General features: G+C 60.2%; 16 protein-coding genes. 2 read left to right on the top strand and 14 right to left on the bottom strand.

Translation table 11 applies throughout. The annotated features are described in order from the left end of the window. Positions 1–7 precede the first annotated feature (7 nt). The 12 genes from V2J18_RS04040 to V2J18_RS03985 form a co-directional block, all read right to left on the bottom strand. Positions 8–1,450, bottom strand: a complete 1,443-nt coding sequence (locus V2J18_RS04040; RefSeq protein WP_336131072.1) for a terminase large subunit domain-containing protein — start codon at positions 1,448–1,450, stop codon at positions 8–10. Positions 1,451–1,540: 90 nt separating this feature from the next. Further along, on the bottom strand, positions 1,541–2,620 hold the full coding sequence (locus V2J18_RS04035; RefSeq protein ID WP_336131071.1) for a hypothetical protein: 1,080 nt from the start codon (positions 2,618–2,620) through the stop codon (positions 1,541–1,543). A 104-nt stretch (positions 2,621–2,724) separates the two neighbouring features. Beyond that, a complete protein-coding gene (locus tag V2J18_RS04030) occupies positions 2,725–3,420 on the bottom strand; it encodes a terminase small subunit (protein ID WP_336131070.1) in 696 nt (231 codons plus the stop codon). Between the two features lie 309 nt (positions 3,421–3,729). Further along, positions 3,730–4,191: a hypothetical protein gene (locus V2J18_RS04025; RefSeq protein WP_336131069.1), complete on the bottom strand. Its 462-nt coding sequence runs from the start codon at positions 4,189–4,191 to the stop codon at positions 3,730–3,732. Beyond that, on the bottom strand, positions 4,191–4,571 hold the full coding sequence (locus V2J18_RS04020; protein WP_336131068.1) for a hypothetical protein: 381 nt from the start codon (positions 4,569–4,571) through the stop codon (positions 4,191–4,193). The genes V2J18_RS04025 and V2J18_RS04020 overlap by 1 nt, the downstream gene beginning before the upstream one ends. Then, complete coding sequence (locus tag V2J18_RS04015; RefSeq protein WP_336131067.1) at positions 4,568–4,945, bottom strand: hypothetical protein; 378 nt, start codon at positions 4,943–4,945, stop codon at positions 4,568–4,570. Before V2J18_RS04015 ends, V2J18_RS04020 begins: the two co-directional genes overlap by 4 nt. Continuing rightward, positions 4,942–5,373, bottom strand: coding sequence for a hypothetical protein (locus V2J18_RS04010; protein WP_336131066.1), 432 nt, complete (start codon positions 5,371–5,373; stop codon positions 4,942–4,944). Before V2J18_RS04010 ends, V2J18_RS04015 begins: the two co-directional genes overlap by 4 nt. Beyond that, positions 5,370–5,897, bottom strand: coding sequence for a hypothetical protein (locus V2J18_RS04005; RefSeq protein ID WP_336131065.1), 528 nt, complete (start codon positions 5,895–5,897; stop codon positions 5,370–5,372). The genes V2J18_RS04010 and V2J18_RS04005 overlap by 4 nt, the downstream gene beginning before the upstream one ends. Positions 5,898–6,626: 729 nt before the next feature. Continuing rightward, entirely contained in the window at positions 6,627–7,376 is a 750-nt protein-coding gene (locus V2J18_RS04000) for a replication protein RepA (protein ID WP_336131064.1), read from the bottom strand. A 295-nt stretch (positions 7,377–7,671) separates the two neighbouring features. Further along, positions 7,672–8,040, bottom strand: a complete 369-nt coding sequence (locus V2J18_RS03995; RefSeq protein WP_336131062.1) for a hypothetical protein — start codon at positions 8,038–8,040, stop codon at positions 7,672–7,674. A gap of 905 nt (positions 8,041–8,945) precedes the next feature. Then, positions 8,946–9,467 carry a hypothetical protein gene (locus V2J18_RS03990; protein ID WP_336131061.1) on the bottom strand — a complete coding sequence of 174 codons (522 nt, stop codon included), beginning with the start codon at positions 9,465–9,467 and terminating at the stop codon, positions 8,946–8,948. Beyond that, positions 9,464–9,793: a hypothetical protein gene (locus V2J18_RS03985; RefSeq protein ID WP_336131060.1), complete on the bottom strand. Its 330-nt coding sequence runs from the start codon at positions 9,791–9,793 to the stop codon at positions 9,464–9,466. Before V2J18_RS03985 ends, V2J18_RS03990 begins: the two co-directional genes overlap by 4 nt. 560 nt (positions 9,794–10,353) lie before the next feature. Between V2J18_RS03985 and V2J18_RS03980 the strand changes: the two genes are divergently transcribed. Together V2J18_RS03980 and V2J18_RS03975 are read left to right on the top strand one after the other, a co-directional pair. Continuing rightward, a complete protein-coding gene (locus V2J18_RS03980; RefSeq protein ID WP_336131058.1) occupies positions 10,354–10,806 on the top strand; it encodes a helix-turn-helix domain-containing protein in 453 nt (150 codons plus the stop codon). 339 nt (positions 10,807–11,145) lie between these two features. Beyond that, entirely contained in the window at positions 11,146–11,358 is a 213-nt protein-coding gene (locus V2J18_RS03975; RefSeq protein ID WP_336131057.1) for a hypothetical protein, read from the top strand. Positions 11,359–11,489: 131 nt separating this feature from the next. On the opposite strand, the gene V2J18_RS03970 is transcribed toward V2J18_RS03975, so the two are convergent. Beyond that, positions 11,490–12,137 carry a hypothetical protein gene (locus tag V2J18_RS03970; RefSeq protein WP_336131056.1) on the bottom strand — a complete coding sequence of 216 codons (648 nt, stop codon included), beginning with the start codon at positions 12,135–12,137 and terminating at the stop codon, positions 11,490–11,492. Then, entirely contained in the window at positions 12,106–13,059 is a 954-nt protein-coding gene (locus V2J18_RS03965; RefSeq protein ID WP_336131055.1) for a DNA-processing protein DprA, read from the bottom strand. Before V2J18_RS03965 ends, V2J18_RS03970 begins: the two co-directional genes overlap by 32 nt. Positions 13,060–13,090 lie beyond the last annotated feature (31 nt).

Genomic DNA, 13,090 nt, shown 5'->3' with positions numbered 1-13,090 from the left:
AATCGGATCAGGCAGTCATGTGGTTGCGGCGCGCGGCCCGCTGGGCCAAGGCCAACTTACGCTTCCATTCGGCCGACGAACTCGTGATAACCATCCGCGCGCCGTCGTAGCCCTGCGCGAACTGGCGGAAGGCATCGGCGTAGTTGGAGTGGCTGTCGTGAATGGGTTCGTCCGCGAATGCGCTGATGATCTTGTTGTAGCGCTTGCGGTATGCGGCCAGCGAAGCCAGTCCGTCCGCGCACTCCGTGTCGTCAATCCAGCAAGACGCCATGGCAGCGCGCGTCTGTTGAATACCCACGATTAGGGCGTGGACGCGCGGCACGATCTGGAAGTTGTGCCCTGGCATGGACTCGTTGAGGAGCTGATACATCGTCTTTCCGGTCTGACCGGAGTGATGCGCGCCGTCGTGAGGCAGGTAGTGCGTGCCGTAGTGGTAGCCGTGCTGCTGCTGAAGTTCTTGCAGCAACGTCACGTAGTGATCGACTCCGTAGCCGCTGTTCTGGTAGCTGCGGATGAAGCGATGCGTCAGCCCGATCTGCTGATGGAACCAGATGGAATTGAAGTCGCTGTAGCCAAGATCCCAGAACGTGTTGACCGGCACGCCGGGCACATGCAGCACCTTGCCGACGCGATGCTGGGCACGCATCGCCTGCAGCTCGCGGAAGTAGAACGCGCCCTCGACGCGATTGCCGCGCCAGAGTCCCCTCAGAAGCGCGTCGCGCTCCTCCGGGGGGAGCATCATCAAAGTCTCGCGATATCCGGTACCACGAAGATGACGGTTGTCGGCGAGCTTGGCGGGGATAAAGGTTCGGTGGAATGCTCGCTTTACCTCGCGGTAGCCACCCGCGCCGTCCTCTTCCTCGAAATCCATCTCCACCGACAGCCGCGCAGGGCCACCAGCTTCCTCGATGGCGAATCGTTCCATCACCCAGCGCTGGCCGACGCCATCGGGGTTGGTGGTGGCGCGCATATAGCGCGGCAGATCGCGCGCCGTGGTGCGGTTGCGCGACAGCAGGTAGAGGTAGCAGACCGGCGTAGCCCAGAGCGTCAGCTCGTCAAAGCCAATGACATTCCAGGCGCGGCCACGGTACTTAAAGCGGTCGTTGTCGTGATTGAGGTAGCCGAACTCAACCATCGCACCCCAGGGCGTGCGCCAGCGATGCTCGTTCTTGTCGTAAACCGCGCCTTCGATAAACGCTGGATACAGTTCGTGCGATCGGTCGATCAGGTCTTTCAGTTCCGGGAAACTACGCCGGAACAAGATCGCGCGGTGCTGCGGGTGTTGGGGACCGTTATGCGCCAGCGCCCACGCATCAATCAGAAGTGCATCGGACTTGCCACCTCCAGCCGCGCCACCATACAGGACCTCGAAGTCGTCGCATGCCAGGAATTCGGCTTGCTTTGCGGTTGGCTGCCAAACCACCTCGTCGTCGACAGAGGTGGTCTGCATAGGTCAGTAATTTGAAAGTCGCCCCAGCGGCATTTCCTCTAACAGGCCCACCTGCGAAACAGCCTTTCCATTGAGACTGCACCGTTAGGATCACAAGGAACGTCGAGTACCCGGTACCGCGGAGTCAAGCAAGTCGAGCGAAATTCTAGTGTTTCTTTCAGCGAGCGCCCTGATAGCTAAGGCCTGCCGTTTGAGGCAATCTAAATCCAGCTTTCCGCTCATTCGCGGCTGTTGGACCGCAATTTCGATTTCAGTTTTTGTCCAGTAATCGCCGTGATGGGCGAGAATATCCCTCTCTAGCCTCTTTCCGGCTTCGCTCCTATCCCGACCCACATGGTGAATAGCACGCACCAATGAAGCGAGCTTCCTATCACCAGTAACTAGCCATGGATCAGCGTCAACTCCTCCTAATCCCCTGCTCTCCACGACAAGGGCTGAGTCCAGCACCACGAGGTCGTGAGCACCGTTCATTGCGGCCTTGTCCATCTGATGAAAGCTTGATGGGTATCGCTGCAGTGGCTTTTCGCGCTGAGTAAAGTTCAACACGATGTCCTTCCACAATTCGTGGAGCTCCGTTCCTTCAACCTGGGCCGGAGCGAGCACAAATCTCGCTATCTGGATGATGCGAGATGAAACGATGTCTAGATGGGCTCTCGACAGACGCAAGAACGCCTTGAATTGATCGAATGGCTCCGACTCGCGAAAATCCCGAGCTACCAGTAAAAGCATAAGAAGGCCGCCATAATACTGCGACATAAATACACTCTCATCATCCCTCAGCCCCAGGTAACGATCAGTTTTTGTGCGACGCCCTACTTTTGATAGATCAGGCGCCAAGCTATTCTCCGCGTCGGTCCATGTCAGTCCAAACTTAACAGGAAAAATCTCTACCGCCTGTGCGGCAACCTCAGCTTGATCAGCAGGCATTTCGATCAGAGCGAAGTAAGGGCTTATGCAATAGGCTAGATTCAGTCTGTTGCAGTCACGCAGAAAATTCACGAACTCCAGCAGCCCGTTTTTCTTCAGTGTTGAGTCATCAGCAGCGGCATCGGTCTTACAGCAATCGATCATGCTGATGACCACATTAGTGTCCAGGGTCAGCTGCGTCTGCCTACCCGTCATCATGTTGAGGCTGACCCGGCTAAAGTCCAGGCGTGGCGTTTCGTCCATTAGACGAAACGCTTTGCAGCAATGGATTTTCCCAAACGATGTCACCATAAATAGAACCACTCTTCGCTAGCAGGGGCTACAGGCTAGCAATTCGCTACAGACGTTTATTCTGGAATTGAGCCGTTATCGTCTCGAATTAGAGATTTAGTCAGCCTAAACTGGGTGGACGTGGTCAGCGGTGGCGAAACCAGAGGGGCGGCCGAGCCTTGGGCAGCCGTTCCCGCGTCTCCCCAAGGCTGCTTCGCGGGCACTACGACGACACCTACCCGATGCGTATGGGTCACAGCCTTCTTCTTTTCCGGGAATGCGTTCAGCAACTTCAGAGCGGTGTTGACTGCCCCCAGCTTGTCGGCGAACTTGAGCTTATGGACCTCGCCGACCTTCGTTCGGTCGTCTCCGCTGCCCTCGTAGAGATCGGCTACATCGACGGCCGTAACGAACTTGCCGGCCGCCTCTGGCCAAGCGCGGGGCGGCTTCAACGCTCCCGTGTTCGGGTCAAATAGAGCCGCGGGATCGGCGAACACTAGCGCGGCCAACTCACGCATGACGCCTTCGACCGTTAGTTGCGCCGCCGCCAGGGTCGTACTGGTCAGCCAATCCACAACAACCTTCACGTCTGGATGCTGCGCCAAGCCACTGCTTTTCGCCTTGGCGGCTTTGTCGGTGTAACCAGCACTGACGGCGGCCTGCACCAAGCTCGGAGCGGTAGGGATGGCGAGGGCGAACGCGGCGCGCTTAGGTGTAAGCCTTTGGTATGCGGCCCGAACGGCATCGGGCGCGGCTTGGATAGGGTCGTTCATGACGTTCCGCCTAAAGTGCGATCACGCCGCGCTCGTGTAAGCGCCGCAAGCATTGTTCACAGGCGCGTCGGTGCAGTTCGCACCGCCGCAACTTCTCGGTCAATGCCGGGATGACCGCCTCACCGAGCGCATCGAATGCGGCCGGGTCGTCGGGCTCAGACTGCCAGCGGATACCGGTATCGCCGCGCTCACCGACACATGGAGCGACGCAGCGCGCATCGCACAGCGCCGGGGTTGGCCCGGCGCTCGGAGCGGTGCTGCATCCAGCCAGCGCGATCACCAGCGCGACCCAAGCAATACAGCGCTGGTTCAAACGACGACCCGCTCCAGAAGGCTACGCAGCCGTCGATTGATCTCACGTTGCCGCTTCACTCGGTCTTGCAAGTCCGAATGTAGCGGCGACTGCGCGGACAGGACCGGGGGAAGCGCGTTGATGGTGGGCGTGACCGTGCCGCTCGGCGCCTCGCGCGCCAGCACCGGCAGCAGACGCTTGACCAAGCGATCGATCAGGTCATGACTGATCAGTTGTTCCTCGCCGAGTTCCACGCACGTCGCGACAATCGGACTCGGCAACGAGTTCGGGTCGCTGGTCACTGCCGACATGGGGAGCGATGTCTCGGCCTGCGCCGCTCTCGCTACGCCATGGCCCAACGTCGGAGCTGGCCCGGTCTCCGGCCGCTTGTGTCCCATTGTCCTCTCGCCGCCCTCCGGTTTCACCATCAGCATCAGCACATGGGTCTCGACCGGGGTGGCCACTGTGTTCTTTTGCATCACTTCACTCTCTCTGGAGAGGACTCGGACGGCCCGAGCCCTTGGTTGACGGCTTGAATGCGCTCCGCACCCGGCGCGCACTGCGCGTGCAGAGGCGCTTGGGTGGCTGCGTGGCGATAGACGGCACGCGTGGTTCGGCCACGCTCGATCAGCGCGTCCAGCTCGGCCAGCAGCGCCTTGTTGTCGCGCGTGGCGTCGGTGGCGAGGGCCTGGACCGTGGTCAGTGCCGCACCCAGCGCGCGGTTCTCGATTCGCAGCTGCGCGGTGCGCGCGCGTTCCCATTGCCACAAGTTGAGTGACAGGCTCGCCAGCAGCCCCAGCGCCAGGATCACCGCCCAGCGACCTGCACCCGTCGCGACAGCGGCGAGGGCCGCGATCACGTTGCACCGCCGGAGCGCGGGCGCGCAGACCACGTGCGGACGCGACGCCAGAAGATGCGAGCCTGGATCAGACAGTTCGCCAGCCAGCCATACACAGCGCGCGCTTGCGCGGCCCAGCCCAGGCGTTGGCCGTACAGATCCGCCGCGACCACGGCGCCACCCAACTTGACGGCACGCAGCGCCCATACCGCCTCGGCAGATTGGGCGGAAGGCAGGAAGGCCAAGGCGACCGTGCCGACCGCGAGCATCAGGAGCCCGAAGTTGACCGCGATCGCTCGCGCACGGTCGCCGTGTGCGCTCAACAACAGCGCGCCGCAGACCCAAGCGATGACCCCGCAGGCCAAGCCATCGACGACCGACAGCACCGCCATCATTGCGAACCTCCCTCACCGTCTTGACCACGATCCCGCGTCCAGAACGCCAGCACCGCATCGAAGGCGCGGTCTAGCTTTGCCGGCAGCCACACGCGCAGCACACGCCACAGGAGCGCCAGCAAGCCCGCTCCCGCTTCGATGGGGATTTCGGCCACGCCGAAACGGTGGAGCGGCGTCAACTTCACGACGATCACGAACAGCCAGCCGCCAATCAGGGCGTCGGACACGATGCCGAGCAGGCGCACTGGGATTTTTGAGTGCGACACCGCAGGACGCGCGACGTAGCTCAACGCTGCGCCGATCAGTGCAGCTAGCAGAGCCTCCAGCGGGATGCCGAGCACCAGCAGGGTCGCGCCCGTCGCCGCACCCGATGCCGCGGCGACCTGGCTGGTGAGCGCAGCAGCGGTCTGGGTAGAGCGACCGCTCATGCCACGGCCTCCAGAGCGAGTCGCCAAGCGCGCGTGAAGCGCTTCGCGCACTTCGCGCGCCCTTGCGGTGTGCGCGCCGCGCCTGGACGCCAGTTGCGCAGGTAGTAGGCGAACGCCTCGGCTTCCGCGTTCGCGTTGGCTGGCGGCAGCGGCGCTGCATCGGTGCGCAACAGCAGGCGCGCGAATCGGCAGGCCAGCAGATCATCCACTTCGACGCGGCGATGCACCGCTCCCGCACTGGCGGGGATATGGGCTTGTCGGCAGAGCGCTCCTGCCTGCGCGTGGGACTCAGGGTGTTGCAGGACACCACTCGCCCCGGCCACTTCGAACTGCCATAGGCCACGGGCGGGGCCGGGCTTCGTCGGCGTGCCCTGCCGGCGAGTGGCCAAGTTGCTCTCCTGGATGGCGATGGCCACCAGCAGCGCAATGGCTTCTCGACTCGCCCATGCGGCGGGAAAGTGAGCCAGCGCGGGCACGATAACTTCGCGCACCAGCGCGATGGGAGTGGCCGGTAAACGGAGCATGGAATCGTCCTGGGTAACGCGCTGCGCTCGCCGCACCGCGTTGGCGGGTAGCGTGCTGCGCTGGGGAAGGCGGCCGTTGCGGCCGAAATGAAGAAGCCCCCGACCGAGGGGGGCGGTCGGGGGCTTCGGGGGGAACCCATCCCAGGCTTGGGAGTGGGCGGTGCTGGGTAGAGGGGGAGGCGTAATCAACCCAGCGTGGCGAAGCGTAGGGGATGCGGGTGCGCTAGGTCAAGTATTCTGAACCTAATGATCTTCAAGATCGGTAGCGACCTCGGCGCGCACGCGAGAAGTTCCTACCCAACGCCTATGCGCCGCCGTCGTCGAACGCTGTTTCGCTTCGTCCGCGTCGCCTCCGTAGTTATCCACAGAAACGGCGCTGTCTTACCAAGCAAAGCTTATAAGCAAAAGCTACAAGCAAAAACTACAAGCTTTAGGGGGGACCTAATTCATCGCATTGAAGGGGACCTAATTCCCCCAAATCGGGGGTCCTAATTCATCGTCTTGGGGGTCCTGATTCATCGCTAAACTCACAGCATATCCCCAGATTTTTCCACAGTTTCCTAGGATTGCACGTCATTGCTTCTTCGGCGAACGCGATCTTCATGTCACCCACGACAATGCCTCCGCGCAGCACGCCGCGCAGAGGATGGTGATGCGCCTTGGACAGCGCAAAAAAGTTGGCGGTCACCTCATCCGTCGATGCGGGCGTCCAGCCAGGTTGAAGGCGCGTTATCTCATCGCCGCAAAGGCCTCATCCTTTTCCAGAACACCTACAGGCGCAGGCGATGGCAGCAGTAGGTAGCCACCAAAGACCGGGCGTACACTCGCTTGCGGATACACGGTCAGTACGTCGTGCATGCTCTTCTTGAAGTTCCTCTTGAATGCCTTCTTGTCGTCGTACTCGTGCGCGAACTGACCGCGCAGGCTGGCCCAGTGGAGGACGACCGAATGCTCCAAACGATGCAGTCGGTGCGCCAGCCACGCGTAAACGTCCAAAGACAACGCGCTGTCTTGGATGCCGCGCAGCGCGCGGATATCGAGCGGTACCGCCGACTCACGCAAGGTGGCCACGAACTCGCGCGAGAGGGTGATCGTCTTTCGCCACGGCGTGCGCGGGTCCGATTTCTTGGTCTCAACGGCGAAGTCTTCAAACACCGATACCCAGCCATCGGCACTTTGGACACGGCTGGTAGCAGACGCCGCGGCGTACCCAATCCACAGACGGCAGGCCGCCAGAGCTCTCAGTTGCTCATTGAACGACGTACCGCCGCCGCGCTCGCCGCCGCTAGCGTCTATGGATAGCGTCTGGGTCATGAAATGCCGGAGCGTCATGCTCAGGTCGATGGTCCGGTGGTGCGTATGCAGGTAAGTCCGAATCAGATGCAGTAGCAGCAGCCGCGGTCGGGTGCCGTACGGCATGCCCGGCCTAATGTCTTTCGTGCCGTCCCAAAGGGTGCCCGCCTCCAAGTGCAGGCCCACGTTTCCACTGCATCGCTCAAAGACGTCGCCCTCGGGCAGCGATCGGGGCAGTCCCACTCGGCAGAACGCGGAGTGCAAGAACGCCACCTCATGGCGTGCGGGTCGCACTGCGAGGATCTCGGCGCCGAGTTCGGCGAGCTTCCTTTGCTTCCGACCACCGTTAGGCGGCGATTGTCGCGTTGCGGATAGAAACGCTTGGCGTGCGACTAACGACTTGCTGTTACGCAGTGCCCTGCGGCGGGGAGACCCGGATCGGCCGCCGGCGTCCGCCGGGTCTTCGTCGATCGCCATAGCCCTATGTGGAGCCGTCCGTGCCCAGGTGGCGCAACAGCAAGACCGCCCCCCGATGCTCCAACTCGCGCAGCAACGCCAACGCACCTTCGTGATGAGGGTTGAGGAAGTTACGGTATGGGTGTTCGCCAATCGATAGCTGCCGCGCGCGGCGTTTCTTTGACCACGGCACGACGCCCTGGCCAATGCATTGCTCGCAGCTGACGACTTCCGCGCGGGCGCGGTTGCCACCCAAGCCGATGAGCTGTAGGCGCTCGCCGAAGCCATGGCACGATGAACAGTGGTTCGGGCGGCGGAACTCTTCGATCACCGCGCGCGACCAAGCACCGAGGAAGGCCGGCGCGAGCACCCGTTCGGCCAACGCGTCGTCCAAGCATTCGCGCGTGCCATATCGCTCTTCCGATAGAGGCGACGCCGGGCCCCCATGTACCCACGCAGACAGTCTCTCAATCAACTCTTCGTCCTGTCGCGAACGATCACGTCGAATTCGGCTCGCGATGCGAGCACCAACGAGATCCGCCAGGTGCTGGAACACCGACGTCTCAGCGGGCCGCTCTACGGGAATGCGTTCTATCGGCGCCGGTTGATCACGCGGTACGCGTAGGCTGGCGCGGGGAGAAGACCAACTCGGCCTGGTCGGGAACACCGTGCGGTGACCCACAACGCGGGCCGGGCCTTCGAACAACCCGGGCCACCACCGTAAGCACAGCACATGGACCGCAAGGCGCTGAGCGGGGCCGGCTTGCCCCGCTGCACCCAATGCGCCAGCAATGTCCATCGCGGTCTCGCGTTGCGGGGCGGTACTGCGCGCGCCGTTGAAAGGCTCCGTAATACCTTTGGGATGCAGCCGAGCCAGCATTTTTGCCACGTTGCGGCGCCGGAGGGGATGAGACTGGGGAGGCGTCATTCGACTTGCTCCGGCCCATAGATGCGGCTGTATTCCGGATCGAAGTCGCATCCGGCTTTGAGGAATCTGGCGGGTGATTCCTTTCCGCACAGCGCGCGCCCCCACGCTTCGCTGCTTCGGTCCCTATGGGTGCAGCAGAAGCACCCCCCGGAGGCCTTCACCTTCTGCACCAGCACCCGGCCTTGACGACGTTGGGTCGACCGCTCTGGACGCGTCATAAAAGAGCCGCTCATGCCCGCCCCCTTTCAGACCTTGGGAGAGTGGTGGTCACATCATTTGCCCGTACCTTTCTTCCGCTGTGCACGAAGACACTCCTTTGACGTGGAATCACTCGACCGGCTCTGGCAGTCAAAGCCATTACCCGACCGTGATTAGGTTAAGTTTTCTGTACCTAATGGACACCAAAAAAACGGCACTACCTGAGCGTCCAAATAAGCCGCTAGTGCATCGCGAGCCTCGGTCCACTCGTAAGCGACCACTGTGGCAAAGCCATGGCCATGAACGAACCGTCCGAACGCCATTTGCTGAGGGGACAGTCCACCGCGGATCGATCGACGTTCACTAGGCTCCTTCAGTTCAATCCAGAGGCCCGCGTAAGGCATGGCTTCATCAGGGCGGCGCTGCATGGGCAGAAAGTAGTCCCAGACGCCTCTGCGAACGCCCTGGCGCTTCAGCTCCGCTCCAGTTGACGCTGAGCGCGCTCCACCGTTCGGCACGTGAAGGAGGAAGGCCAGTTCCGGGCGACCTGCAACAGCCATCAAATTCGCCCAGCGAACTAGCGCGCGGCCGTGCATCGCTTCTACATCACGCCGCTTTGCCCGTTCGCGTTTGACCTGATCGGTCGATTCGATCTTCCGGATCAACGAGCTGCCATAGCGCCGTTGCGCCCTCATGCGATTTCCTGCGCCCCCTGGCGCAGCGCCGCTGCACGCAAACTGGCCGCGAGTTGGTCAACCTGAGTAGTCGCGTCCAGGGTGCAGACAAATCCGTCCGCGCCAACACTGGTGGCGTAGTCCGCGTCACCGGACTGCAGCGCATGAACGTCTCCCTGTGAGTCGAGCATCAGGACATAAGGCGCATCGCTGACGCTGCGTTCGGCGTGGGCCATGGTTCGCACCAGTTCGGAAGCCGTAAGCCAGATATTGCCCAGCCGAATCCGGGTGACATTGAGGCGCGTAGGAAGCGGGATGACGGTGGTGCTGCGTTCGGTGTCCTTCACTTGAAATCCTTTCTCGTTCTTCTTCAGGGGGCCTCCCCCTTTCTTTCTGTCGCGAGCTTCAATGATTCACCCGTCGGCCGTCTACACTAAAAGTTTCATGCGGTTCCGACGGCGTTAAGCAGGCCGTCAGGATGCCAAGAATGATCACTGCGCATGCCACCAATGCTCATCACTTAAATGCTGGCCGCTCAGTCAGCCCGAGCGGCTACGCGCCCGAATTGAAAATGTGCCGTACGTCACAATGTGTTCCGGCAGCTAGGCGGCTCGCTCAACCCAGATGTTCCTTCCAAGTCATGGGACCAACTCGTCCTTTGTAGCGACCTAAGTTAGGGCCGCTTAGCCGCGATCTATTTGCCAACGATCGGACCTATCTCACTAGACGAATGCTTCTAGAAAGCGCTATAGGCATGTAGGAACAGATGATTGGTAGCGAGGTTTGGACCACCTAAGACTCCATCCCTTCCTCAATGGAATTCGCAAATCGGTGACGTATAGATAGGTTAAGATATCCTGTCTTAGGTACGTTTTAATAAACCTTTTTCTAACAAGATCGGCAACTTATGACTAAGCGTCCTCTCCGCACCGCCGCAGTCGCCCATCCACGAACGACTGGCGCAAGGATTCGTTACGCACGCCTAGACTGTAATTTGTCGCAAGAAGCGTTTGCGGCAGGCATTTCCAACATTACCAAGGTCAAGATAAGCAAAAGCTTGGTAAGTCAATGGGAGAGTGACAGCATTGCCTCTCCAAGCCACGCGAACCTCAATGCAATTCAAGCCGTAACGGGCTTTTCCGTCGAGTGGCTGGCTACGGGATCTGGCGATCAACGCGCCACCGTCCGATCAAGTGAACTCGACGTCGACCGACTCAAGCTCATCCTTAAAGCTATCGCGCCTGATCGAACTGGCATTCCACGCGAAGCCCGCGCCATAGCGCTCCTCTACAAAGTCCTGGCCGATTCGCCGAGCATGTCGCCGCCACTGCTGGCAGAGATGGCTCAGAGCATCAAGTAGCACACCTCCCTTCCTGCCCGGCCTTGACGAGGCACCTTTCGGCCCATAAGGTACAGAATACTTAACCTAAAGGCAAAGCGCCAGCGATGCAAGCTCCTTCCCCCTGGCACCTCGGAAGCAAGTGGCGCGAGGTGATGGCAGACACCACGACAGTCGAGTTGTTCCTCGGCCTGACTACTGTCGGACAGTTCTACTACCCGTCTAGCGTCCGCTCGATGACCAATACCCAATCGGCTCAAGATCGCGCATCGACGCCTTTGCGGCAGTTCCCGCTCCTGGCCAACCTGCAGCGAGCGGTAGAGAGCACGCGTGTCATGCCACCCAATGAGGAGGCGGCAAATGGCTGCCGCTGAGAAATCGACGTTCTGGCTTCTGTATGGCCACTACGGCCCGCGCATGACGCTGGAACAGTTCCGCAACGAATACCTGCCGAATCTAACGTTGAAGGCAGTCCAGAATCGGGTTTCCCGCGGCGATGCACCGCGACCGATCAATGGTGTACTAGACATCCGCGACGTTGCGGATTGGTGGGACAACCAGCGAAAAGCATAGTCGTCGGCAGGTCGACGCTCCCAAGTCAGGACGCGCTGCTGCGGCTGATCCGTCGCGCAGGCACCCAATTAGCGATATCACCAAAGAAGCGCGAAATTCGCCCCCCGGATATTCGGCGCTTTTTCTCGAGCTTAAAACACGGGCAGAACGATTTCTGGCGGCTTGGGCCAAACTGTTCGCGCCAAGAAAATCCCCCCCACTTCTTGCACACCATGCACAGGTGTGATGAGTGTCTTCAGCGCTCGGAACGTACTCCCCTGCGTAAAAACGTCGTCAAGTATCAAAACGATTGGTCGCAATGGAAGTTGTAGCGCAGCCGGATTGAGTCTAAGCGTCTGCAGAAGCTCCGCAGGTGAACTTCTATGCTCGCCCTTGTGTTGTGCCTGACGCTCGGTATGCGTGACAACAAGTTCGCGAATATCTAACACACCGATACGCCCAGCAAGATCATCAAGCACACGCCTTATTCTGTCGTCGTACTCGGCGTGACCAACGGGCTTTGAGCAAGGAGCAGGGACAAAAGTTACATCGCGGCGAATGGCGTCAGCGCTAAGACACTCGGCAAGCTTTCCACCCCAATACCGCACAGCTTCGTCTTTATATCGCTTGCGGTTGGGAGGAACAGGAACTTCGATCTTGAGATTTTTAATCTGCTGATTTGTCTCTCCGGCGCTCCATCCGCCATGGGACTGGAACTCTCCGATATGCCAACATGAATCACTTGCGTCGAGCCGACCAAATCCTTGTTCAATTTTTGTCAGCCGAGCCATCAAATCCACCTGTCTCATCCTTGAGAGCCTCAAGTATCTGAGTGACGTTTTGAACGCGCATTGCGCCCTGAGCTTGGTACTTTGAAGGCCAAGTGAGCTTCGGATCTCGGAAGCAACTTTCAAGGATAAATAGCTTTCGTCCCTGATTCAGCGCTGCACGAGCTTGCACCAGAGTGCCTGATGTATTACCTGCTTCTACGATAATCGTTGCCTGCGTCAATGCCGACATCGTTACGTTCCGCGCAGGGAAGAACAAGCTGTTAGCTTTGTAGTGCTGCTGGCTATACCGTAAAAACGGAACCTGGGAGATGACTAGGTGCTGCTCAGCAATCTGCGCCTGGAGTGCGGCGTTTTCTTTTGGATAGACCTCTGACAAAGGGGTTCCAATTACCGCTATTGTCCGCCCTCCAGCGCTAATCGCCGCTCTGTGTGCGGCGGCATCAATTCCCCTCGCGAGCCCAGATACAACAGTGAAGCCTTCGCGTACAAGGGCCTTTGCGATTCTCCCGGCGTTGGCCGCTCCTTCATCGCTTGGCGAACGCGTACCAACGATAGCTACACATGGCGTATCCACCAAAGACCAGTCGCCTCGGAAGTAGACTAGTTCGATAGGGTGATCGGCGTCCCTTAGCTTCGCCGGGTACTCGCCCGCACCATTGACTCGGATCCCTACGTCTTCAAGCTGGTCACCAAGCGAGCCTTTTAAGCGCGACCAGATCGAGTCGATCTCCGCTGACGGGACCAACTCCGATGGCACGGCACCAGGATGGTTTCGAAAGAGGGTGGCGATGTTGGCAAACCACGCTCCCTGACCAAGCCAGAGTGATTCGTATGCGCACATTTCGGCTCGGGGCTCGATGGGCGGAGCAGTAAACACGCCTTCAAGCAGGCTGCTATGAGCCCCATCAGCGATCAATGAGTTCGCCAGCATATGCATGTGATCCATTGGCTAACTAAACGGG

This window comes from Lysobacter firmicutimachus, from assembly GCF_037027445.1.
GTDB classification, from domain to species: Bacteria; Pseudomonadota; Gammaproteobacteria; order Xanthomonadales; family Xanthomonadaceae; genus Lysobacter; species Lysobacter firmicutimachus.
This window is presented reverse-complemented; position numbering and strand designations above follow the sequence as displayed.